This is a genomic window from Leptospira adleri (genome assembly GCF_002811985.1).
Taxonomy (GTDB): Bacteria; Spirochaetota; Leptospiria; order Leptospirales; family Leptospiraceae; genus Leptospira; species Leptospira adleri.
Genome location: NZ_NPDU01000002.1, coordinates 114,673 through 138,253 on the forward strand (window position 1 = coordinate 114,673; position 23,581 = coordinate 138,253).

General features: G+C 44.3%; 24 protein-coding genes and 1 pseudogene. 12 read left to right on the plus strand and 13 right to left on the minus strand.

From position 1 onward, the window contains the following. The first annotated feature begins 88 nt into the window (after positions 1–88). From CH376_RS01410 to CH376_RS01420, 3 genes are read left to right on the plus strand one after another with little or no spacing between them, the layout of a single operon-like run. The gene (locus CH376_RS01410; protein WP_100784072.1) at positions 89–553 is read left to right on the plus strand and encodes a hypothetical protein; all 465 of its coding nucleotides are present in this window, start codon (positions 89–91) and stop codon (positions 551–553) included. Continuing rightward, positions 550–954 carry a pyridoxamine 5'-phosphate oxidase family protein gene (locus CH376_RS01415; RefSeq protein WP_100783843.1) on the plus strand — a complete coding sequence of 135 codons (405 nt, stop codon included), beginning with the start codon at positions 550–552 and terminating at the stop codon, positions 952–954. Before CH376_RS01410 ends, CH376_RS01415 begins: the two co-directional genes overlap by 4 nt. A gap of 2 nt (positions 955–956) precedes the next feature. Beyond that, the gene (locus CH376_RS01420; RefSeq protein ID WP_100783844.1) at positions 957–2,228 is read left to right on the plus strand and encodes an adenylate/guanylate cyclase domain-containing protein; all 1,272 of its coding nucleotides are present in this window, start codon (positions 957–959) and stop codon (positions 2,226–2,228) included. Here CH376_RS01420 and guaA read toward each other — a convergent pair whose 3' ends face one another. Beyond that, positions 2,229–4,040 (minus strand): glutamine-hydrolyzing GMP synthase, encoded by a 1,812-nt coding sequence (gene guaA / locus CH376_RS01425; RefSeq protein WP_100783845.1) that lies wholly within the window; start codon positions 4,038–4,040, stop codon positions 2,229–2,231. Between the two features lie 96 nt (positions 4,041–4,136). Between guaA and queF the strand changes: the two genes are divergently transcribed. Continuing rightward, positions 4,137–4,538 (plus strand): preQ(1) synthase, encoded by a 402-nt coding sequence (gene queF / locus CH376_RS01430; RefSeq protein ID WP_100783846.1) that lies wholly within the window; start codon positions 4,137–4,139, stop codon positions 4,536–4,538. A gap of 17 nt (positions 4,539–4,555) precedes the next feature. Next, positions 4,556–4,822: a SemiSWEET transporter gene (locus tag CH376_RS01435; RefSeq protein WP_100783847.1), complete on the plus strand. Its 267-nt coding sequence runs from the start codon at positions 4,556–4,558 to the stop codon at positions 4,820–4,822. A 438-nt stretch (positions 4,823–5,260) separates the two neighbouring features. Here CH376_RS01435 and CH376_RS01440 read toward each other — a convergent pair whose 3' ends face one another. The 5 genes and pseudogenes from CH376_RS01440 to CH376_RS24775 all read right to left on the minus strand — a co-directional run bounded on the left by CH376_RS01440 (position 5,261) and on the right by CH376_RS24775 (position 11,472). Then, positions 5,261–7,450, minus strand: coding sequence for an NHL repeat-containing protein (locus tag CH376_RS01440; RefSeq protein ID WP_100783848.1), 2,190 nt, complete (start codon positions 7,448–7,450; stop codon positions 5,261–5,263). A gap of 162 nt (positions 7,451–7,612) precedes the next feature. After that, positions 7,613–8,698, minus strand: a complete 1,086-nt coding sequence (locus CH376_RS01445) for an AraC family transcriptional regulator (protein WP_100783849.1) — start codon at positions 8,696–8,698, stop codon at positions 7,613–7,615. A 160-nt stretch (positions 8,699–8,858) separates the two neighbouring features. Next, positions 8,859–9,935 (minus strand): AraC family transcriptional regulator, encoded by a 1,077-nt coding sequence (locus tag CH376_RS01450; RefSeq protein ID WP_165781669.1) that lies wholly within the window; start codon positions 9,933–9,935, stop codon positions 8,859–8,861. A gap of 330 nt (positions 9,936–10,265) precedes the next feature. Beyond that, the gene (lsa33, locus tag CH376_RS01455; RefSeq protein ID WP_100783851.1) at positions 10,266–11,195 is read right to left on the minus strand and encodes a surface adhesin Lsa33; all 930 of its coding nucleotides are present in this window, start codon (positions 11,193–11,195) and stop codon (positions 10,266–10,268) included. A 96-nt stretch (positions 11,196–11,291) separates the two neighbouring features. Then, a pseudogene (locus CH376_RS24775) lies at positions 11,292–11,472 on the minus strand (hypothetical protein). Between CH376_RS24775 and CH376_RS01465 the strand changes: the two are divergent. Continuing rightward, the gene (locus CH376_RS01465; RefSeq protein WP_069607179.1) at positions 11,438–11,659 is read left to right on the plus strand and encodes a ferredoxin; all 222 of its coding nucleotides are present in this window, start codon (positions 11,438–11,440) and stop codon (positions 11,657–11,659) included. The pseudogene CH376_RS24775 and the gene CH376_RS01465 overlap by 35 nt on opposite strands. A 277-nt stretch (positions 11,660–11,936) precedes the next feature. Here CH376_RS01465 and fliM read toward each other — a convergent pair whose 3' ends face one another. Genes fliM through CH376_RS01495 form a run of 6 tightly spaced genes read right to left on the minus strand, consistent with a single transcriptional unit; the run spans position 11,937 to position 17,370 of the window. After that, the gene (gene fliM, locus CH376_RS01470; RefSeq protein ID WP_069607178.1) at positions 11,937–12,962 is read right to left on the minus strand and encodes a flagellar motor switch protein FliM; all 1,026 of its coding nucleotides are present in this window, start codon (positions 12,960–12,962) and stop codon (positions 11,937–11,939) included. Further along, positions 12,959–13,939, minus strand: coding sequence for a hypothetical protein (locus CH376_RS01475; RefSeq protein ID WP_100783852.1), 981 nt, complete (start codon positions 13,937–13,939; stop codon positions 12,959–12,961). The genes fliM and CH376_RS01475 overlap by 4 nt, the downstream gene beginning before the upstream one ends. Before the next feature lie 57 nt (positions 13,940–13,996). Continuing rightward, the gene (locus CH376_RS01480) at positions 13,997–14,626 is read right to left on the minus strand and encodes a hypothetical protein (protein ID WP_100783853.1); all 630 of its coding nucleotides are present in this window, start codon (positions 14,624–14,626) and stop codon (positions 13,997–13,999) included. After that, entirely contained in the window at positions 14,623–15,498 is an 876-nt protein-coding gene (locus CH376_RS01485) for a peptidylprolyl isomerase (protein ID WP_100783854.1), read from the minus strand. The genes CH376_RS01480 and CH376_RS01485 overlap by 4 nt, the downstream gene beginning before the upstream one ends. After that, positions 15,495–16,907: an argininosuccinate lyase gene (gene argH / locus CH376_RS01490; RefSeq protein WP_100783855.1), complete on the minus strand. Its 1,413-nt coding sequence runs from the start codon at positions 16,905–16,907 to the stop codon at positions 15,495–15,497. Before argH ends, CH376_RS01485 begins: the two co-directional genes overlap by 4 nt. Before the next feature lie 22 nt (positions 16,908–16,929). After that, positions 16,930–17,370 carry a heme-binding domain-containing protein gene (locus tag CH376_RS01495; RefSeq protein ID WP_100783856.1) on the minus strand — a complete coding sequence of 147 codons (441 nt, stop codon included), beginning with the start codon at positions 17,368–17,370 and terminating at the stop codon, positions 16,930–16,932. Between the two features lie 111 nt (positions 17,371–17,481). Here CH376_RS01495 and CH376_RS01500 point away from each other — a divergent pair, with 111 nt between their 5' ends. Genes CH376_RS01500 through CH376_RS01510 form a run of 3 tightly spaced genes read left to right on the plus strand, consistent with a single transcriptional unit; the run spans position 17,482 to position 19,868 of the window. Beyond that, positions 17,482–17,946 carry an NfeD family protein gene (locus CH376_RS01500; protein WP_100784073.1) on the plus strand — a complete coding sequence of 155 codons (465 nt, stop codon included), beginning with the start codon at positions 17,482–17,484 and terminating at the stop codon, positions 17,944–17,946. Between the two features lie 31 nt (positions 17,947–17,977). Then, positions 17,978–18,919, plus strand: a complete 942-nt coding sequence (locus CH376_RS01505; RefSeq protein WP_100783857.1) for an SPFH domain-containing protein — start codon at positions 17,978–17,980, stop codon at positions 18,917–18,919. A gap of 1 nt (position 18,920) precedes the next feature. Then, positions 18,921–19,868, plus strand: a complete 948-nt coding sequence (locus tag CH376_RS01510; RefSeq protein WP_100783858.1) for an SPFH domain-containing protein — start codon at positions 18,921–18,923, stop codon at positions 19,866–19,868. Between the two features lie 338 nt (positions 19,869–20,206). On the opposite strand, the gene fliN is transcribed toward CH376_RS01510, so the two are convergent. After that, a complete protein-coding gene (gene fliN, locus CH376_RS01520) occupies positions 20,207–20,731 on the minus strand; it encodes a flagellar motor switch protein FliN (protein WP_100783860.1) in 525 nt (174 codons plus the stop codon). Positions 20,732–20,820: 89 nt separating this feature from the next. Here fliN and CH376_RS01525 point away from each other — a divergent pair, with 89 nt between their 5' ends. The 3 genes from CH376_RS01525 to CH376_RS01535 all read left to right on the plus strand — a co-directional run bounded on the left by CH376_RS01525 (position 20,821) and on the right by CH376_RS01535 (position 23,571). Then, complete coding sequence (locus CH376_RS01525) at positions 20,821–22,125, plus strand: AAA family ATPase (RefSeq protein ID WP_420843515.1); 1,305 nt, start codon at positions 20,821–20,823, stop codon at positions 22,123–22,125. A 135-nt stretch (positions 22,126–22,260) separates the two neighbouring features. After that, positions 22,261–23,088, plus strand: coding sequence for a flagellar-coiling protein FcpB (gene fcpB / locus CH376_RS01530; protein WP_100783862.1), 828 nt, complete (start codon positions 22,261–22,263; stop codon positions 23,086–23,088). 60 nt (positions 23,089–23,148) lie between these two features. Further along, positions 23,149–23,571, plus strand: a complete 423-nt coding sequence (locus CH376_RS01535; RefSeq protein ID WP_100783863.1) for a hypothetical protein — start codon at positions 23,149–23,151, stop codon at positions 23,569–23,571. The last annotated feature ends 10 nt before the right edge of the window (positions 23,572–23,581 follow it).

The window sequence follows — 23,581 nt, forward strand, 5'->3', positions numbered from 1 at the left end:
AATCCGTCCGTGTCCGATTAGAATTCTTCTTGCTTCGAATCCTCCGACGCAAAACAATAAGCCACTTTTTCAATGCAAGGAAGGAAAAATGTTATCTCAGGAAGATTTAGGAGAACTGAACGGCCCGTTGTCCATCAGTATCGCGACTCGAAACGCGGAACTCAGACCGCATTTCGCAAGAGGATTCGGAGTCCGTTTGAACGAAGATCAAACCCATTTGACGGTAATGGTGCCGAAGGCAGTCGCAAAGGATTGTTTGGACGATATCGAAAACAACCGTTTGATTGCGACGACCGTAGCTCACATGTCTTCTTTTAAGACAAGACAGTTCAAAGGAACGGTAAAACGAATCGCAGATTGTTCCGAAGAAGACTACGAATTGATGAAGGGAATCCGGGATGCAGGTTCGGAAACGAGCAGACTGTTCTTCGGCTCCGACGCCGGCGTCGGTTGGGGAAAATATCGACTCAAACCGGGAATTGCGATCACTTTCGAACTTTCGGAACTCTTCGAACAATCCCCGGGAGCGAAAGCGGGAGAAAAATTAAAATGATATTAGCAAAGATTCAATCCTGTCTGCAAGGAGTGGTTCCAAGCATCATGGTCACTTCTTCCAAAGACGGAATTCCGAACGCAACCATCGTAAGTCAGGTTTATCAAGTGGACGACTCTCACGTCGCAATCTCCAATCAATTTTTTGGAAAGACTCATAAGAATGTGGTGGAAAATCGCCATGCCGTTCTTCAAGTTTTGAACCCGGAAAACTTGGAACCCTGGATCCTTGAAATCTATTATCAAAGAACGGAAACCGAAGGCGAATTGTTCGAAGCGATGGAAATGCAGTTGGAAGCCATTGCGTCGATGTCCGGAATGAGCGACGTATTCAAACTGAAAGCGGCCGATATTTTCGAAGTTCGTTCCGTAAGCAATCTCGTCGAAGCGAAGGAGACCTAATCGTGCCGAACGATCAGGAGATCGAAGACTTTAAAAAACAATTCGTCGAAAATCAAAAAGGAATCGAAGAATTAAACCAGAAACTCCATCGAAAGACGAGAGAAGTCGAGATCATACAATCCATTTCGGCAGAAATTTTAAACACCCTCGATCTCGATCAAATCTTCGAAAGGATTATGAAAGTGATGGACGAAGTATTTGGTTTCAAACACGCCCTGATTCTTCTTCTGCAAGAGGGAACGGAGATTCTAAAAGTCGTAGCCAGCCGAGGATACGAAGAAGCCGGGATCGGAGCCAAGGTGGAATTCGGACAAGGGGTGATCGGGGTCGTAGCAAAGAGACAAAAAATCATGCGGATGGTCGGGATTTCGACTCAGATGCGTTATGCGGGACAGGTAGGTCAATCGATGGGAAAGGAAGAAAAAAGAATCGACCTCCCAGGTTTGAAAGACGCCAAAAGTCAGATCGCGATTCCGCTTCTTGTGAAAGAAAGACTGCTCGGAGTTTTCGCCGTTGAAAGCTCCGAGATGAACGCATTCAAATTGCTGGACGAAATGATTCTGAGCATCGTAGGAAATCAAATCGCCGTTGCAATCGAAAACGCGGCCGCCTATCACACGCAACAACAACTCTCCGAAGCCTACAGCCGTTTCGTTCCTAAGGAAACTCTCGCGCTCCTGAGTAAACGTTCGATCTTAGAGACTCAGCTCGCGGATCAAACGGAGGGATTGATGACGGTGATGTTTTCCGATATCAGGGGTTTTACGACGCTTTCCGAAAAGATGACTCCCAGCGAAAATTTCCGTTTTATCAACGACTACCTCGGAATGATCGCCCCCGTGATTCGAGAACACCACGGGTTTATCGATAAGTTTATCGGAGACGCGATAATGGCTATCTTTCCCAGCCGCGCCGAAGACGCGATCGAAGCCTCTTTGGATATGAGAAAAACGCTTCGGAAATTCAACGAGATCAGAAAAGACCGGAATCAAGAGGCGGTGGATATCGGAATCGGAATTCATACGGGTCATCTGATGCTCGGAATCATCGGTCATGAAAATCGAATGGAATGTACGGTCATCGGAGACAGCGTAAATCTTGCTTCACGGATCGAAGGCCTTACGAAACAATTCGGATGTCCTATCGTCGCAAGCGAAGTGACGATCGCTTCTCTGCGAGATTCAGAGCGGTTTCCTCACGAATTTCTGGATGAAGTTACGGTAAAGGGAAAATCTCAAGCGGTCAAAATCTACAAGATCAAAACGGAAGACTGATCATTCCCATTCGATCGTTCCCGGAGGCTTGTTCGTAAGATCGAAGAATACGTAACGAATCCCGGGAATCTTGAGAACCTCGGTTTTGATTTCCTTTAAGAGTTCTCGTCTCATCGGAAAGAAGTTAGCCGTCATCGCCTCCTGAGATTCCACAGGACGAAGCACGATACTTTTTTCGTTTTCTTTTTCACCGATGGGAAGAAGGACCACGGGCATTTGCCAGATTTGATTGTAAAGTCCGGCTTTGAAGATCAATGACTCGACAACGGAATCCGCTTCTCTGAGAAGATCGGAGCACTTTTTATCCAAGTGCATTCCCGTAAAACGGAAGGTTAGATTCTTTACTTCCTTTTCAAAAGGAAGAAGAACTACCCGATTGATAAAGGAGAATTGGTTGGAAAGATGAGTCGCTACACGATCGAGAATTTTCCAATCCGTTTCGACGTCGTTTAACACGACGCAGTTGGCGTAAGATCTACGATCTCCTTTCACTCCGACGCTCGCGACCGGAAGAATTCTTCCGGACAATCCGTTCTGAGTGGAAAGATAGGAATCGATTTCCTTTTGATCCTCGTCCGTGCTCGTTTTTTCCACGGCGAGCATTCGAACCACAAGACCGGGGCCGGGAAAAGGATGTCGTCCGACCCATTCCGGCTCCAAGCCGAGAAGAAGTCCGAGGTCTCGAACCTCGTCTTTGTAAAGGTCGCGGATCGGTTCGATTACTTTTCCTTCTTCGATGAGTTTCTGGATCGCTTCGACTCGATTGTGATGCGTCTTGATCGTATGAGAATGTTTGGTTCCGCCCGATTCGATGGTGTCGGGATAAATCGTTCCTTGACCGAGGAGCCAATCCCCGTGTTCGAGATCCAGTTCTTTTACGGCGCGATCTCTCGCTTCCAAAAAAAGATTTCCAACGATCTTCCTTTTTTCTTCAGGATCCGATTTACCTATTAGGCTTTCGTAAAATAGATTCGATTCGTCTCTCACCGTTAGGTGGATATTCTGGGATTTTAGTTTTTCCTGAAGCGGAAGCACTTCTCCCTTCCTCATAAATCCGGTATCGATTAAAAACCCGAGAACCCTTTCTGCTCCGAGCGCTTTGCAGAGAAGAAGATACGAAACCGTGGAATCGACTCCGCCCGAAACGAGCATAAAAACTTTTTGTTCCGGCTTCACTGTCTCTTGGATTTCTTTGATTTTCTCTTTGAGAAATTGATCGATTCCCCAGGTGCGAGAAGCTCCGCAGATCTGAATAAAATTCTCAAGAAGAACGGATCCCTTTTCGCTGTGACTCACTTCCGCGTGAAATTGAATTCCGAAAATTTTCTTGGAAGAATTTTCCACAACCGCGTAACCGCAGTCTTTGGAGGAAGCGATCCTGGAAAATCCTTCGGGGAGTTTTACCACCTCGTCCGCGTGATTCATCCAGACTTGTTCTCCGCCCACAAAATTCTTCAATAAAGAATTTCCGTTTTGAGAATGAAGTTCCAAGGAAGCAGGTCCGTATTCTCCCGTACCGGATCGTTCCACAACTCCTCCCAAAAGTTTCATGATGAGTTGGTGACCGTAACAGATTCCTAAGACGGGAATTCCGAGTTCAAAAAGTTTTGTAGTGATCGTCGGAGAGTCCGGTTCGTAGACGCTTTCGGGTCCTCCGGAAAGGATGATGCCTGAATATTTTTGATAGCTGGAAAGTGGTTCTTCGTTGGAAAGAATTTCTGTATAAGCGCCGAGTCTTCGAATCCTGGATGCAATCAGGTGAGCATACTGCCCTCCGAAATCAACGACGGCTATTTTCTTTTGGATTTCCATTCCACCCCTCAGAGAACTTTGATAGAGACTCGGATTCAGGAAAAAGAATTTTCCTGGGGGAAAGATTGAAAAGTCTGGTCATGAAAGGAACAATCCATGGAAACAATCAATCCAGAGACCTACGACGGAAGACAAGATCATATCCCGGCCCTAAAAACTCCCGAAATCGAATCTTTCACCAATGTTTACGAGGGAAAGGATTATACAATCGATTTTACGGTTCCAGAGTTCACCGCGGTTTGTCCTAAGACCGGTCTTCCCGATTTCGGAATTATCGAAATTTCCTATGTTCCCACCAATCGTTGTATCGAACTCAAATCTTTCAAAGAATACATTCTGAGCTACAGAAACGTCGGCATCTTTCACGAATTTGTAGTCAATAAGATCTTAGATGATTTAGTCAAAGCGATCGATCCGAAATACTTGAAAGTGATCGGAGATTACAATCCGCGCGGCGGAATCAAAACGATCGTAACCAGAGAATACAAAAGAGCATAACGGGATTTTAATTCACAATGGATTCGATTACATTCTTAGGTTATATTGCTTCTCTTTTGACAACGGTTTCTTTTCTTCCTCAGTTGATCCGAATCGTTATGGGAGGAAGCACCAAAGACATTTCGAGAAACATGTATATTGTCTTTATCACGGGCGTTGTTTTTTGGTTTGTCTACGGATGTCTCAAAGAGGACTTTCCGATCATCCTCGCGAATATCTTTACTTTTATCTTCACTTCCATCATTCTTTATTTTAAATTAAAAAACGACGCAAAGGGAGAATGAGGAAATAATCAATCCTTTTTCAAGTTGCTTTGCCGTAGTTCCGACAAGAACGTTCGTTTTTTTTAAAAGGTTTCCGTAGGTCCTATAACGTTTCGGGCCTTTTTGCGCGGAATTACGTTTCATTTTGCATTAGAGAATATTACGGATTTCCCCCCTCCACCACCCTGCGGCACGATTCATAACGAGTGACGCATGGAGTTTATTAGGGCGGTGCGCGGGTTTTACGAAAAAAAGCAGCAACTACTACGGCTTCTCCGGTTTAGATGGCTTTAACCGTTTTCTTTTTCGATAATTCTTTTTCGGCATTTTAGTATATTTAGTTTTACTAATATGTAATATCGAAGATTCAAAAAGCAGTTCCTCACAGGACTTTCCTATGAAAATCGGAAATATTTTCATTCTCATCTTACGCTGTTCCGATCGTAGATTTTAATATACTCATTCCATTCTTCGAACGATGTGATCGGCCGCATCGGATATAAAAATGTTCACCCCGTCCGAAGTGATTCCATAAGGAATCCCGAAGGAGGCCGCCGTTGTCGCGCTTGACGGACAAGGCGCCGCGTAATGAACCCCGGAACTTGTTCCTGATTTTCCGGCACAACCCGAAATGGTGCTCGTTGGATGAGGAGAGGTGAGACTGATAGTTCGAATCAATCCACTTCCAGCATCGGTAAAATAAAGTTTGGATCCGTCCGAAATCAAAGAAGTAGGTCCCGAGAATGCAGCTCCTGTTCCTACCGCCGAGTCGTAAGAACCGGTATTTCCTCCTGCTAAGACCGAAAGAGTCGACAGAGATAAATCCAGCTTTACGATCGCATCTGCATCCGTGCTTGCGATAAAAAGAGAATTCCCTTGTAAGTATAACCCTTTCGGCGAATTCAATGGAGTCGCCATAGCCGGACCGCTCCCAATCCCGGCAACGCCCGTTCCCGCGATCGTATTCACCGTCCCTGCCCTCTGATCGATCATTCTGATTTTATGATTTCCCGTATCGGAAACATAAATTTTCACCCCATCCACCGAAAGATGATTCGGTTTATTCAGCTTCGCGCTTCCAAGCAAACCGTCTACAGTTCCGAACGCATTGGGTGGAACGATATCATAGGTTGTCCCGGTTCCTAAATCGTATTTTACGATGTTAGAAGAATTCTCACCACAAGCGTAAACAAAAACGCCGTCGGTCGCGACTCCCTTTACGTTACTAAAATTAAAAAGATCCGATACAATTCTTGTGCTTATCTCGATTGCCCTGACTCTATCGTTTAGAGTATCTGCGACAAAAATTCTTTTTCCATCCGTCGCAATTTGCCCCGGAGTATTGAAAGTCGCAGCGTTTCCGATTCCATTCGAATAACCGTTAATACCAACCTTACCCGTAAAGATTAAATTGGTAAAGGGCGGAAGTACTTCCATATTTCCCGTTAGAAAAGAAAGATCGGAGAGAATCGAATTTCCACCGGATATCGGGCCGCTCGTTCCATTCTGACAATGAACCCGAATGTCGGTTATATGAGAACTTACGATCGATCCATACATCATCGCCACTTTACAAAATTGCCCGAAAGGATTGGAAGTGACCGTTAAGTTGAACGTTTCAGAAGCAATCAAACCCGTCGGCATTGTAAAATTTCCATCGGCAGTAACGGTAAACGTATCGGAGTTTACTAAATTTTTCAACGTGACACTCCCGGATAAACCGGTCACGGTTCCACCAACGCTGTATTGATTCACGCACGTTATGGAAGGAGTGGAAACGTTTGCACCGGCTATGACGCCTGCTCCGGAAGTAATACTACAAAGTTGCTTAGGACTACTCGGTTGATTCGAAACGCTGATTGAATAAGCTCCTCCGTCCGCAACCGCGGTTGGAAACACGAAACTTGTTCCCGACGGCGAAATTTCATCACCGCCGTTGTTCTTCAATTTGAATCCGGACCCGGATAGACCTGAGATTGTACCACTTACGGTATAAGAGTTTGTAGAACAGGTAACAAGGACATTCGTAATATTCGACGAGGTTACGGTACCGCTTGAGTTAGAAACCGAACAAACCTGAGCCGGAGTAGAGGGATTTGCGGAAACCGAAACTGCATAACTTCCTCCGCTCGCTACCAAAGTTGAAAACGTAAAGGAAGATCCCGTCACGCTAAGGGAATCGGCTCCGTTGTTTAACAAAATCAAACCGCTTCCGGATAAACCGACGATACTTCCGCTCACCGTGTAAGCTGTAGAAGAACAAACGACACGGATATCGGAAATGTCTCTCGAAGCAATCAAACCAGACGCGTTAGTAACGGAACATATCTGATTCGGTGATACCGGGTTCGAAACTACCGTAACAAGATACGTCTTTTGATTTTCGAGTTGGCTTTTAAATTCAAATACGCCGTTCGAAGAAACGTTTACAGTCTCATCCCCATTCAGTTGTAATATTAAAGCCGTGCCCGTAAGTCCGGACACTGTTCCCGAAATTTTAAACGGACCGGACCCGCCAACTACGGAAGTGAGCGGAAAACCAAAAATTCCCTTAAACGAAAAATCCGAATCATTTCGATTTCCCAAACAGCCGAAGAAAAACAGAAAGTAAAAAGCTAAATAGAAAGGAACGATTCCAAAAATTTTCATACGTTTTCTCCCGGGTATCCTTGCTTCAAACGACTTGCTAGGTTTGAAGTCAGGATACTCTACTGAAAAAAAAGCTTCTTTGGAATTACTCTTATAAAGCCAAAATCGCTACTTTATAAGATCCTAATCTGTTCTCGGAAACTCCGCCATTTCAAATTGAAATCAATTGACGCTATTCTGTTTTCGAAAATAGCTGGGCGCAACCCCCGCTTCCCTTTTGAAAGTAGCGTTAAAAACCGAAAGAGAATTAAAACCGCTTTCAAAGGCGATTGTAAGAATCGTTTTTTGTCTCGCGTTCAGTAGAAGTTTTTTAGCTTCTTCAATGCGATAACCGTTCACAAAAGAATTAAAATTCGTGTTCAGATGCTGATTTAAGAGTTCGGAGAGTTGATGAGCGGATATTTCCAATCTATCGGCCATCGATTTTAAATTCAGATTCGGATCCAAGTAAACCTTCTCCACTTCCATAATGGAGGCAATCCTTTCCTTCAAAACCTTTGTGTCCAGCCGGCCGAGCGTGCTCTTTTCATATTGAAGACGGATCATCGTCTCCGACAGCAGATTGAAAGTGATAGGATAGATCTGGCTTACAAAAAAAGTATAAACCACGATAAAAGAAAAGAAGAACAGGAGCGCTTGATACAACTCCAAAAAATGACCTTGAAAATTAAGCAGGAACCGAGTTCCCATAAAAATACTGATAAACGTGGAAAAGAGCGCCATGAGAAAAATCGCAAAGATATGAAACGGCCAACGGATTCTTAAAAAATTTCCATTGAATATCTTATAAAAATTTCGGGCAAGAACGAGCAGATAAAAACACGGAATAAAGGAGACTGTATAATAAAGAGGCTGATACCGGCTTTTAAAATCAGGATTTAGATCCCGAAAGGTAGGATTGGTTAACGAAATGAAGACAGTATCACAGAGATAATAAATCAAAAAAACAAACGAAGGCAGAAGATGGACGAGAATTCTACGATCAGAGAATCTCTTACCGATCAACATATTAAAATAAATAAAAAGCGAAGGACCGATCAGAATGATAAAGAAAATTTCAAGCGCATAAAAGTGAGAATACTCAGGCCAGTAACGATTAAGGATAAGATATCCTTTGATTAAAAAGATTCCCATCGACATAAAGATTCCGAATAATATCCAATTCCTCGCAGCAAATCCCTTCAGGATTTGCACGAACGCGAGCATAAATGAAAGAAGAGATCCGAATAAATAAAAAGTATTTAACATCTCACAATCTCGGAAACAATGAAATAAGAATTCTATATAGCTATTTTTCAATAGACGATGATTCCGTTAAAACAACTGATAAAAATCGATCGTTTCCTCAATTTCAAAGAGGAAGCGGAATTTTTAAGAAAGGTCCATTCCGGTTTCCGCAAGAAACCCTCTAATTCAGATTAAAATTCTCTAAAGCCGAGGATGTCATATCGAGTCGACTTCCAAAGCGATCTTCTCTGAACTGTTTCGGAGTGAGACCCGTTTCCGTAAAAAAAGCTCTGTGAAAGGAGGAGGTTGAATTAAATCCGACGGCCATTCCGATTGATAAAACCGTTCTTTCGGGTTCTTCCAAAAGCATACGTTTCGCCTCTTGTACTCGATAGGAATTAACAAAACGGTTGAAGCTCAGTCCTAAATATTCGTTGATAAAGGCGGAAAGATGATGCACTGAAATTCCGATTTCTTCAGCAAGGGCGGGAAGCCTCAAATCCTCGTCTAAGTAAACCTTGTCCTCTTCAAAAAGGATTTTTAATTTTTGATCGACCGCGGGAAGATTTAGATTGTTAAGAAGATTGTATTTCATCTGCGATTTCCGATTTGGATAAGGAGCTCCTTTGATTTTCAATTCTTCGGAAACGAGATCGGAATGGTTTCCGAATTCTTCCGCGCGAACGAAATTTCTTTTTTCCAGAGGAAGAATTTCGTGAAGAACGATCGGTGAGATCAGAACAAAGTATTCGTCAAGGATAGTCAAAGTCAGATTTCCCGCAAAGCCTTGCAGTTGTTTGATCGCTTCGAAAGCCTCTACGATTAAGATCACCGTAAGAAAGGGAAGTAGATTCAGAGTTTCCCTCCGAGTCTTTCTAAAACGAAAGAGAATATCGATAAAGATAAGAATGTAATAGATACAGATTAGGAAGGAAACCGTTGAGATCAAATTCGGAAGATCCTTCTTTGCGAAAATTTTCCAAACCGCAAATACAAAGGCGGAAGCGAAAACCGTCTGAACTCCGATCCTGAGCGGATCCATTAGAGTCCATTTCGAAAAAAGGCCGCTCTCATCCTTGAGAGATCTCAACTTTCTTTGGAAATGAAAGAAAACGAGCGCGGCCAGAATCGACGAATATACAAAGAAGAATTCCAAGATCGAACAATAAGGTCCGCTTTCTGCCGTACAACTGCTTTCGGAATAAGACCAAAGAATCGCTCCCAAGGAAATAAAAAGAAGAGCTCGATAAAATTCCAATTCATAACACGCTTTCCTGAAGCGCAATAATCCTATAAAAATGTAAAGCAGAGCCGATATGGTTAAGAAGCGATAATCCATAATTCCCCTTTCAATAAAAAATCACCTAAGTATAATTCCGAGAAGGGAAAGATTCCCCCGAAATGATAAATTCGGAGGAAAATATTCCGAGGAAACTGCTCTAATTTTTTTTATTTCAAAGGTTATAAGGAGTTATCCGCCTTATAGCTCGACATACGATTTCGGAAAGGGTTTGGGATAAACTGGATGAGGGAAGAGAGAACCCCCGACTTCGCTTAACAAAGAAAGCCGGGGATTTAAAGAAATATCTTATTGAGGTTTGACTTGGTCTTTGAGAGATTTTCTGGAATTTTCCAAGGCTTCTTTGTCTTTATCAATGCCGGACTTTATGTTCTTTTTTTCTTCGTCCGCGGCATTCTTAATGGCTTCTTTTTCGGCCTTTCCGGATTCCTTCACTTCGTCGATCATTCTTTTATTTTCTTCTTTTGTAGAATTGATCAACTCTTGGTTTCTCTGTTTTTGTTCTTCCAGACCTTGAAGGATTCTTTCTTTATTCTCCTTAAAATCTTTTAGAATTTCTTCGATCCGCTTTCTTTGTTCTTCCGTTACGGATTGAACGGTCGCTGCGTCTTCTTGAAGTTCCTTGAGTTCATCCTCGGATAACTTTTCTTCCTTCTGATTTTTACCGTCTGAAGTAACTTTTTCTCCGGCGTCGGCTACGTTGGTTTGATCCGGATTATCATTATCCACGACTTCCACGGAACCGTCGGACACGAGCGTCTCCGATTTGTTTCCTTCGACTTCTACTTGGAAATCGGTTCCACGAACGGCCGCGGTGACGGTAGGTGTGCTTACCTTGAAGCCGGAAGATTTGTCCAACTTGGTTCCAACTTTGGAAAAGATCTTTCCTTTGTTGAGGCTTAAGTCCGCGTAAATTTCCGCGTTTTTAGAATCCACAAAAATCTTGTTGAGAGTAAGAATCGTGTTTTCCTTTACTCTTACGATCACTCCGTCCATCAATTGCACGTCTGCGTAGGAAGCCTTTCCAGTTTCGATCTTATCTTCCGGAAGAATGAATTCAGAAACCCCTACTTTCTTTTCCTTCCCCGCTTTATCCGTAAGTTTCACGGAACCTTTGATAAAAGTAAAAACACCGCCCTGAAGATCTTCTTTTTTGGATTTACTACAGTCGATTGCGAATAAGACGATCAAAGCCAGGCATAAACCTTTTTGAATCATTCTGGTTCTCCCATTTAAAAATTCTTTCCCGGCAAGGTAGCACGAAATTTATTTCTAGTCCAGAGTTTTCCCTCTTTTGAATCTCATTGTGGATTGCTATTTCTCAAGAATTCTTCTCATGCCCAAATTCGAAGGGAAAAGAACCAAAGAAAAGGAGTTGCCGTCTAAAGGATGATTAGAAAATTGATCTTGGAACCTGTTTTTTAAGCGACCGGGAGACCAACCCAGGAGAATCGAAGCCTATGGCGACTAAAATTGCGTATGTAGATAAGGACAACTGCACTTCCTGTAATCAATGTGCGGACAATCTTCCGAAATACTTTCAGATGGATGACAATGATACTTCGGAAACTCATATCGGCGGAGAAACCATCAACAACGCTGCGATTCCCGAAGAAGACTGGAAAATCGTTCAGAAAGAAATGGACGAATGCCCCGGTGAATGTATTCAGTGGAAAAAGTAATTTTCACGCTTCTTTCCTGAAGAAACGCAAAAGGCGGCCCTTGAGCCGCCTTTTTTGTGCCCGAATTCTCAGCTCAAAAAATCGAAGCGCTACAACTGTGGAATTCTTCCGCAATTGCAAGAACCGCGCCGATTTTCTTCCGAAAAGCGAACCTCTTTTTAAAACTTTCTTGCAAACGGCCTTCAAGTCCCTTTCGAGTAAACCAAGAAAAGAGAATCTCCTCTTCATGGTAAACTCTACGATGACCGGTTGAGAGGATCGTTCAAGGCGTTAAAGATCAATATTCCTGTTCAGATCTTGTAGATCCTAAGAGTTCGTCCGGAATATCTTCCACCCGATCTCCGATCTGAATCGCAAGTCTGCTTCCCACTCTTCCCGGAAGACATTTGAATTTTTTTCTTTCTCCGACCTTTACTGTCATTTCGGATCTCGTCGAAGTGTTTTCGAGTTTTACGACGTCTCCTACGGAAAGATTCATAAAGTCGTTGATGGAAACGTCCACGGAACCGACCTCCGCGATGAGCGGAATTGCAACCTGATCTAATCGCTCTTGGATCACGGCGCGGTTCTCGTCCAGTTCTCCTTTCCGAATCGAAGAATACCAATACTGAGCGGACAATTTATTGATGATCGGTTCGATCGTGATGTAAGGAATACAAAGGTTGGTCATCCCTTCCACTTCCCCGATCTTGGTTTCAAGAGTGATCAAAACCACCATGTCGTTCGGAGGAACGACCTGCGCGAACTGAGGATTGGTTTCGATGTTTCCCAAACGAGGTCTTAAGTCGATTACCGTGGACCAGGATTCCCGCATGTTCCCGAGAATTCTTACGATGATCCCTTCCATTACGCTCATCTCGATCTCCGAAAGTTCCCTGGAAATCTTCGCCTGTTCTCCCTTACCGCCAAACAGACGATCGATGATCGTAAAGGATATCGAAGGATCGATCTCTAAGATCGCGGACCCGCGCAGAGGATCCATGTTGATGACCGCGAGCGTCGTCGGATTCGGAATCGAGCGTATGAATTCTTCGTAAGTCAACTGATCCACCGAAGCCACGTGTACCGAAACAAGAGCTCGAAGCTGCGCGGAAAGACCGGTGGTCGCAAGACGGGCGAACGTCTCGTGCATCATCTGCAAAGTACGGATCTGGTCTTTCGAAAATTTATCCGGACGTTTGAAGTCGTAGATCTTAACTTTCTTCTGTTCGGAAACGGACGCGTAGTCCGACTCGTTTACTTCACCCGAACTGATGGCGCTGAGCAGCGCGTCAATTTCATCCTGCGATAAAATCTCTGTCATTTCTTTACCTTCGCCACTAAGTTAGACACTTTCCAAAAGCCTCCTTGTTCGTCGGGAACTCTTCGGAGAGTGTATGTATATTCGTATTTAGAACGGAGTCGATTCAATCTTCTTTCCACAAAGACGGTCACCTTGGCCAGACTCGGTGTGACGTTTTCGACACTCTGGATTCTATAAGAATTCAAGAGCCCGGCCCTGGACTCGGTGAGATACTTTTTGAAATTCTCCAGAAGGAAATCTCTTTCGGATTCCTCGGCGCGATTGTATTCTTCCGAATACTGATCATAAGCCTGAATGTATTCCGGAAAATAAATCCACTTGAAATGATGCGTCCAATTTTTTTTCTTTTCGGAACCGAGAAAAAGATGAATCACCTCTTCAGGTTCGAGTCCGTCCACGGTTGGGTCTTTTTCGGGAATCGCCGAAAGAACCGGCTCCTTGTGTTTTTCCTCATAAAAGAAATAGGGCTGATTTCGAGAACGGATAAAAAGAGCGGGCATCTCCGTGATATTCGGATGAAAGTAAGCCGTCACAAAGTATTTCTTACCGGGATTCAAATCGAAGCGGGAATTCAGATCGATCTCCTTGGAAAAGACCTCGTCCTTGTGCAGAATGATTTCTTTGATTTCTTTTCCTTCCAGGGATTCGATCGTGTTTCTGCGTTTTAAAACGGGATCGATTCTTCTTTCGTCGTCCCTTTCCGGAATTTGATTTCCGTCTTCGTCTCGAACTACGATTCGATAGGATTCCAAATCTCTTCCGGAAGGAAAGATTCTGACTACTTCATTTCCTGTGTTGGTGATGGACATTTTTACGGGAATCCGATCATTCTCGCGGAAGTGAATCTTTTTCAGATCCAAGGAAATGATTCCTTGTTGTTTGAGATAATTTTCGGAAACGGAACCTCGTGCGTCCCGTTTCGGGAAGGCCGTTAGGATCCAAGGAGTTAAAATTAGGACGAGGAGAATCCGGATCATTCTGGTTTATTTTCGGCACTTTCTCCGAAAAGTTTTGAAAAAATCCCGCTTTTTACTTCAACCCGGGGCTTTTGCGTCCTCGATGATCATTTCACCGATCCGAATGAGGCGTTTTAGGATGGATTCGACCTGGTCGTAGTCCTTGTAACACGCGATCAATTTTTCCATCGGAGGTTGTAAAAGTGAAATCGCTTTCGCAGAAAGAACCAAGGAACCAAGGTTGTCTTCGTTTAACAAATTGAAGGATTCGAGTTCCGTTAAAAACCGGTTGATCTCCTTGATCAACGCCTCGTCGCCAATATCGTTCTTTTCGAAATAAGATTCAATTTTTAGAATGTAATCGGTTAGAACCTGTTTGATCCTCGCCTCGTCGTCAGTCGGCCTTCTTTTCGCGGTCAAAGAATTGATGACTCCGTATTTGGACATCGCGGTTTCGTAATACGAATTCACTTCCTGTCTTTTGAAATTTACGATCCGAAAAAGTCTCAGAATCCCTACGAGATGATCCGGAAGATTTTTTCCGTCGTTGGTCTCCATGATGGCGACCCTGCACTCGGACTCTTGCACCGAAAACGTGGAAAGTTTTTCGAGAATTCGATTCGTGCTGGAGCCGGAGGAATAAGCCGCCAGCTCCTTTACAACCGGGAGAAAACTCCCCGTTTTGGTTTTGTCCGATTCGGTCGTCATGGGGTCGAGGTTGGTGCCGTTCTTTTGTCTACGATCAAAACTTTTTTGATTACGGTTTTCGAATTTCCTGCGTTTACGATCCGGTCCACGACGTCGTTTCCGGAAACCAATTGTCCGAATACCGTGTGAAGTCCGTCCAAATGCGGAGTGTCCACTTGATTGATAAAAAATTGAGAACCGTTCGTGTTCGGTCCCGCGTTTGCCATCGCAAGAGAACCTTTGATCGCCCTGTGAGAGTTTAAGGTCTCATTGTATTTGTATCCGGTTCTAAAAAGAATTTCAAGGACCGATAATTTTTTCGCGTCTTCGAAAGCCTTTTCGATTTGTTCGCGTTTCGATTCCGCTTCTTCCCTGCTTTTGATTTGAAGTTCGCCCGCGACCGCTCTTTGCAATTGATACTGATAATAAGGAGCTTCTCCGGCTTTTAACTTATCGAGACCCAGGGACTTACCGTTGATCTCGTCGTCGAATTCATAACCCGGTCCTCCGGTTCCGTCCCCTCTCGGACATCCGCCTTGGATCATAAAATCCTTGATCACTCGGTGAAACGTAAGTCCGTCGTAAAAAGGTTTTTTTACCTTTTGTCCGAATCGAGTCGTGAATTCTTTTTCTCCCTGTGCGAGATCAATAAAGTTCTGAACCGTTTTGGGCGCGTCCTTATCGAAAAGTTCAACCGCAAGATTTCCCTGAGTTGTAAGAAAGATCGCGTAGATAGCGGGCTTATCCGGCAAAGGAACGACCGCGTTATCCGGTCTCGGAACCACCACCGAAGAAGGAGAATAAGCGACCGGTTGATATCTGGATTCAGCAAACGGATTTCGATTGCAGGCAAAAAAACAAAGTAAAACTAAGATCAGGGAAATTTTTCTCATAACTGCCATTTTTCAGCTTCCTTCAAAGATTCCAGCGCAATTTTTAATTGTTCTTCCTGTCTTTTCCGAGAAGTTCCTCCGTAGGAAATTTTTTTATCGGCGGAAAGAGAAAGAGAAACGGCGTCTTCGTATTCTTTTCCCGCGAAGTGTTCACAAATGGAAATTCGATCGGATTCGGGAAGATCGAAAAGTGTCTTTTTCTTTTCAACGCAAATTCCGACCAAGGATCCGACAAGTTCATGAGCCGTGCGGAATGGAATTTTCTTTTGTCCGACTAAAAAATCCGCAAGATCGGTCGCAGTTGCGAAACCGTTTTTCAGAGAAGCCTCCGCCCGTTCCGGAACCCAGACCCAACCTTCGACCATCGCTTGAATTCCTTCCAAACTGATCTGTACGGTTTCGATCGAATCGAAAAGCGCGAGTTTATCTTCCTGCAGATCCCGATTGTATGTAGAAGGAAGACCTTTCAACAAAACCAAAATATGATTTAGATTTCCTACTACCCTTCCCGATTTTCCGCGGATGAGTTCGGCTATGTCCGGATTCTTCTTTTGAGGCATGATGGAGGAACCCGTCGTCAAGGAATCCGGTAATTTTAGAATTCCGAATTCTTGAGAAGAATAAAGAATGATGTCCTCGCAGATCCGAGAAGCGTGAATCATCAACTGACTCGCGGCAAATAAGAATTGTAGAATATGATCCCGGCTTGCGACCCCGTCCATGGAGTTATGCGAAATTTTTGCGAGCCCCAATTCTTTTTTTAGGAATTCGCGATCGGTCGGATAATTGACCCCCGCCATCGCTCCAGAACCGAGAGCGAGTTCGCTCGAAGACTCAAGGGCAAAACGAAAAAATTCCTGATCTCTTTCCAAGGCCCAAAACCAGGAAAGCAAGTACTGTGACGCACGAATCGGTTGAGCGACTTGCAGATGCGTATAACCGGGAATGATCACGTCTAAACTGAGTTTCGCTTTTTCATAGAGAGACTTTCTCAAGTTTACGATCGATCTTAGAATTTCCTTTCCCTGATTGAGAATAAAAAGTCTTACGTCCTGAGTCACTTGATCGTTTCTGGAACGAGCGGTGTGTAATTTTTTTCCGGTCTCGCCGATCAATTCGGTAAGACGGGATTCGATGTGCATGTGGATATCCTCGAGTTCCGATCTGAATTCGAGTTTTCCTTCCTCCAGCTCTTTGCGGATCTGTGAGAGCGAGGTTTCGATCTGCGTCAATTCTCCCTTGTTTAGAATTCCGATTTTTTGGAGCATTCTCGCGTGCGCGACGCTTCCCTGGATGTCTTCTTTGTAGAGTTTATGATCGAAGGAGACGGATTCTCCGATTCTTTCCAAAATCGAAGACGCTTTCTCTTGAAACCTTCCGCCCCAGAGTTTTTTTTCATTTTGAGTCATAAGAACTTCGTCAGTTTATTTTTTACGGTTCTTTCTGGAAGTCTTCTTCCAAACCTTGGATCCAGTTTTTCAAAACTTCCAGCTCTTCCTTCGATATTTTCGCGTTCGGATGAAGAAGAATATAATCCCCAAGCGGCATTTCTCCTTCCTCAAGCGCTTCCAGAATTTCATCGCCTTTTTTCGCCTTGTCCTTCTTGCTCAAGGTTTCCCATTCCGAAAAATTCAATTCCGCTTTTCCTTCTTCCACGTGATGATAGAGATAGACGTTGACCGGAAACAATTTTGTGTACCAAGGCCAAACCGTCAGATCGGAGTGACAATCGTAACAGGATTTCCTCAATATCTTTTTGACTTCTTCGTTTCCTTTGATTTCGTTCGGGTTGGTTCCGCTCGGCGCGGTCAGCGGGAGAAATTGGAGCAAAACGAATGCGGTTAACAAAACGAGAAGAATTTTCTTTTTCATACGATTACCTTGGATCATTTCGATCCTTTCCCTTTTTTTTAAAATAGAAAAAACGGATTGAACTCCGAAAAAAATTTACGAATCTGTTCCACTCGGGAGAATGCGTCTTTCATGCCTGATTTTCTTACCAATCTACCCGTGACCGTCTGGATCGGCGGAGGAATCTTTCTGATTCTTGCCGAATTTTTTATTCCAGGAACCTTCGTCGCCTTTTTAGGAACCGCCGGTATTCTTACCGGAATCCTATTGTATTTTTTTGACTTAAGCCTCGGTTGGCAATTGGGAATCTGGGCTTCTCTTTCGACCGGGCTGATTTACGTGGGCAGCCAGACGATCCGAAAAATTTTTCCGGCTCAGACCGAACACGCGGTTCCAACGGACGATCAGATCGGACGACTCGTTCCGGTCGTCAAAGACGTCCTCGTGGAAAGAAAGGGAGGAAGGGTTTTATTTCAAGGGGTGGAATGGGACGCGATTTCAAAAAAAAGCCGCATTCCTCAAGGAAGCCAAGCAAGAATTTTGAGCAGAGACAATCTTACCTTCCTCGTGGAACCCTTGGAACTTCCGGAAGAATGAACTTAAAATTAAAAAACTAAAAGGAGAATTTATGACAGCAGGATTTATATTCACGTTACTCTTCATTGCGTTGATCTATCTGATTCGGAAGACGTTTATCATCGTACCGCAACAGTATTGTTTTGTCGTGGAAAGAGTCGGAGTTTTCAAAGGAGCTCTGGAAGCAGGATTTCATTTTCTTTGGCCGATCATCGAAGTCGTAAAATACAGACAAAATCTAAAAGAGATCGCAATCGACATTCCGCCTCAGATGTGCATCACGAAGGATAACGTTTCCATTTCGGTGGACGGAATTCTTTATCTCAAAGTGGTGGATCCGTATAAGGCTTCTTATGCGATCGAAAATTTTATGCTCGCGACTCAACAGCTCGCTCAAACCACGCTTCGTTCCGAAATCGGTAAACTCATCCTGGATCAGACTTTCGCGGAAAGGGACGACATCAACTCTCACGTTGTGCGCGCTTTGGACGAAGCGACGGATCCTTGGGGAATCAAGGTCACTCGTTACGAAATCAAAAACATTTCTCCTCCTAAAGAAATTCTTCACGAGATGGAAGAACAAGTGAAAGCGGAACGAGTCAAACGCGCGGAGATCACGATCTCGGAAGGGGAAAAACTCTCGCGGATCAATCGTTCGGTCGGAGAAAGAGAAGAAGCGATCAACGTTTCCGAAGGAGAAAAGATGAAAAAGATCAACGAAGCGGAAGGTAAGGCTTTGGAGATCGAAGTCATCGCCGCGGCGAAAGCGAAAGGAATCCAGATGATCGCCGAATCCATCTCAAGAGAAGGAGGTTCCGAAGCGGTCAACTTGCAGATCACGGAAGACTATCTCACGGGCCTTGGAACGATCCTGAACGAATCGAAGGCTACGATTCTTCCCGCAGAACTCGCAAACATCGCCGGAGTGTTCGAAGGACTTTCCAAAGTCACCGGCAAACTTCCCGAAATCAAAACGGGAAAGGAGGAAAAGTAAGATGTTTTTTCAATCCGCACAAGCGACGTTTGTCACCATTTTCTGGACCCTTTTCGGAATCTACTTCGCCTATAAACTCTACCGTTCGATCCGAATCGTCTCGGCGCAGGATTGTATCGTCGTGGAAAAATTCGGCAGATACAGCAGGACCTTACACGCGGGTCTTCATCTTCTCTGGCCTTTTATCGAAAGAGACGCCTACTATCACACTCTGAAAGAACAGGCGACCGACGTTCCTCCGCAAACCTGTATCACCAAAGACAACGTAAAAGTGGAGATGGACGGAATTCTATATCTGAAAGTTTTGGATCCGCACAAGGCAAGTTACGGGATCAACGACTATCAATTCGCTTCCTCTCAATTGGCGCAAACCACGATGCGCGCGATCATCGGAACGATGGATCTGGATGTTACGTTTGAAACGAGAGACGCGATCAACAGCAAAATTCTCGAAGTGTTGGACTTAGCCACCGAGTCCTGGGGAATCAAAGTCAACCGTTACGAAATCGTAAACATCACTCCTCCAAAGTCGATTCTCGAGGCGATGGAAAAGGAGAAAAAAGCTCAAATCACAAAAAAGGCGCAGATCTCACTTTCCGAAGGGGATAGAGACGCAAGAATCAACCGTTCCCTCGGTTTCAAAGAGGAAGCGATCAACAAATCCGAAGGGGAAAAACAAAAACGGATCAACGAAGCGGAAGGGGTTGCCAAAGAAGTCGAAGCGATCGCGGTCGCTACCGCAAAGGGAATCGAACTCCTCGCACAATCCATCAATTCAAAAGGTGGAAAAGATGCGGTTAAACTCAGAATCGGTCAGAAGTTTATAAAAGAATTCGAAAAGATCTCCGGCAAAAAAACGGAAATCGTACTTCCGATGAATCTTACGAACTTCCGATCCATCTTGAAGTCGGTCTTGGGAACCACGGATACTCCTTCGGCCAAAGGATAAGAATTTTTGGTCCTTCCGTAAAAGAGCCGGTTGGGCCGAATTCTACTAGAAATCGGACAAAAAAACTTCGAGCCTTTTTTGTCGAAAAGGTTTCTTTTGCAGGAAGAATCGAAACTCGGCGCTTTCTATGAAAAGATATCGAAAATCGGCTTTCAAATCCTTTTGAAAATAACCGAACAAGTCATTTTCAAAAGGATTTGTTTTAGGAAAGATTGCGGAACTTGCGAAGTTTTCGGATCGGACGTTTGAAGCGAGAGATCGAATCGAAATAAAAAACCCGGCCTAAGACAGCCGGGTTTTTATCTAACAGAGATTTAGAATATTCTATTTTTCTAAAATTACAACCTTCTGCTTTGATCCACGATTTCCGTGATTTGAATTCCGTAAAAATCGTCCATTGCAACCAATTTCCCCCGGCCCACCAAACGGCCGTTTGCAAGAATGTCCAAGTCCTCGCCTACGTTCTTATCAAGCTCAACGACGGTTCCCTCGTTCAGACCGTTTACGTCTTTGATAAACATATTCGTTCTTCCCAACTCCACTGTGAGAGCGAGATTCACGTCCATGAGCAGATTTAAGTTCGTCGATTGGGACGGAGAGGCTTGCCGGTTGGGTGATCTCGGAGCCGATGTTGGCGGGGCCGAAGGTCCGAGCGCCGCGGAAATATCCGCAAACGAAGGAGAATCCGCTCCACCGCCCAAAGCGTCTCCGCCGCCGGTTCCTCCTCCACCCAACAGAGAATCCAATTCCCCGCTGAGATTAAAATCGGACCCGCTCGCTCCGCCGCCTCCGGCAGCAGCGTCTCCGCCTCCGCCCGTTAATAGTGCGTCTATGTCTTCCTGTGAGAGTGACCCTTCTCCCATTTTTCCTTCTCCTAACCGAATCCGATAGTAAAGAAATCGACAGAATCCAAGATTCCTACAAGAGTATTTTCAGATTCCAACGAGGTATTATTCGCTTGAGTTCCCCTTTTACACAAGATTCTTCTTCCGAAGACCGTACGCTCTCCGAAGTGGATTTTACGAAAACGAAAAGTTTTCTTCACGGGGAATTGACCACCCTCGGTTTCTCCGCCGCGGAACTTCCCATCGTATCTTCCGAAAAAAAAGATCTGAAGATAGAATTTCAAGTCTCCTCGATTTCCAAAGCGGCCCTTTTGGATTGTCTCCAGATTCTCAAAAACCATATTGAAAATCTAAGAATTCATACCTTCGAACCCGGCTACTACTGCATCCAAGCCCTAAACGAAAATCTATTCGAAACAAAAAACCTTCTCGATACGATCCGCTTTCGATTCTACTCGGGAAGAACGAAAAATCGAGTCGAAATCACCAAAAAAGGCGATTTTACAAGGGAAGAACTTTTCGCCACACTCTCGCTTTTTAAATTCTTAAAATCCGGAAACAACGCAGAAACGGCCAAGCCGGAAGAATTATTGGCGGCCTTAGGGGTGGAAGTGTTTGATCCGGGCGTCGCGGAAAAATACGGAAAGTCGGTCACCTTTGATCACGTCGCCGGATACGAAGGCGTAAAACAACAGATCTTAGAATCGATCATCCTTCCTCTCAAAAATCCGGATCTTCTCGCGGAAGTTTCCAAACTCACCCGGAAGTTTCCGACCGATATCCGACCTCGGGCAGTTCTTTTCGAAGGGGATCCGGGGGTCGGAAAGACCACTATGGCAAGGGTCGTATCTTGTATGACGGGACTTCCTCTGATCTACGTCCCGGTGGAATCCATCATGAGCAAATACTACGGGGAAAGCGCTCAAAACATGGCTTACGTTTTTGACGCGGCCGCCCTTTTTCCAGCCTGTCTCATCTTTTTGGATGAAATCGATTCCTTAGCCGGAAGCAGAGAAGAAGGAATGTTCGAAGCGACTCGAAAAATCCTTTCCGTCCTTTTACGCAAGATCGACGGCTTTAGCAGCCAAAGAAACTCCGTTACCATAGGAGCCACCAATCGAAAACAGGATTTAGACCATGCGCTTCTCTCTCGATTCGATCGAACCATCTACTTTCCTCTGCCGGATATTGGCGAAAGGGCGAAGGTTCTGGAGACATATGCCGTTCATCTGACAGAGAAGGAAAGAATGCAGATTGCCGAAGGATTGAAAGAACATTCAGGAAGAACCATACGCGATTTCTGCGATCTCGTGGAAAGAAAATGGGCTTCTTACCTCATTGAAAAAGGATTGAATCCGGTCCCACCACCGTATGAACTGTATTTGGAAACCAGCTCCGTATCTTCGAAATAATCGCTGATTTTTCAATAAAAAGTCGTGCATTGATTCAATCCGGAGTCTATTATTCCGATAATACACATAGGGTTCTATAATTAGGCGTAACCTAATTTAAGAATTCAAATATCCGCTTACTAAGGACAAGGGGAAATGAAACTTCAAAAGCTATTTTTAGTGGTTCTCGTAGCAATTTCAACTGCGGTATTTTCTCAGCAAAATTCCAATGCAGATCAGAAATCACCGTCGGACGCTCAATTGGGCGCTTCCATTTTGGATACGGAAAAGAAACTGGATGAAAAAGTATTCGAACTGAACCAAAGACTCACACGTCATACGGTTCTTATGAAAATGAAAGTTCGAGTTCTTCCTTTCAGAACGGTTCTTTTCAAGGGAAAAGCGAACAACGACGAATGCGCCCCCGCTCTCAACCAGGAAGATCCGGCTAACAATTGTATTCGTGTGGAAGTATACGATTTCATCCGCGACGAAGAAAGAGGTTTGAACAAAACCGTTCAAGGTTCTCTCGCGAAGTACATGGAAATCTATTACGAAGGACAGAACAGCAACGATCCCGAGCCAAGAACCGAAGCTCCGAGAAACATCAATAAACTGAAATCAAAAATCTATAAGAATAATATGATTTTGGAAGATAAGATCATTTCCGAAGTTATGGACAGAGGACCGAACAGCCAGCCTGGTCATAACGATAAGATCGAAATTTTCTTTCAAAAAGACAATTATCCGGAGTATGGTCGTCCAGAAACCCCTGCCGAAAAAGGTGTTGGAAAATACATTCTCGCAGGCGTTGAAAACACCAAAACTCACCCGATCCGCAACTCTTTCAAAAAAGAATTTTATATCAAACACCTGGATCAGTTTGATAGACTCTTTACCAAAATTTTCGATTATAACGATCAGTTAGGAAACGAAAATTATAAAGAGAACGTAGACGCTCTGAAGGAATCTCTCCGCTACTAAGAAGTGCGTTACATTCTCCCCTGTCCCCGATGCCAGACGGAACTCAGGATTCCCATTGATTTGGGAAAACTGACCGTCCGGTGTCCGCGGTGCTATGAATCATTCCTATTCGATCCGGATTCTACCGGTCAATATAAGTCCGGATATTTCGAAACGGACTCGAAGCCAAACAGCCCTTATCGAAAAACTTCTCTCGAAACTTTTTGGGAGAATTTAAAGAATTCCTTTTCCGGCGTCAAAACGAAGTTTCAGGATTTAGGAACTCTGGGACAAACCCCCGGAAAACGATTCGCCAGAAATTTACTATTGATTCTTCTTGCGATCGGAATCGTTCGAACCTGTTTTTTTTCTCCGTTTACCGATCTCCCGAACTCAAATCCGATTCCGAATTCTTCCCAAGAACCGCAGGAGATTGTTCCCGAAGAACCTTCCGTTCCGAATCCACCTTCCGAACCGGAAGCGAATCCCAAGTTTCAAATCTGATTCTTATTTG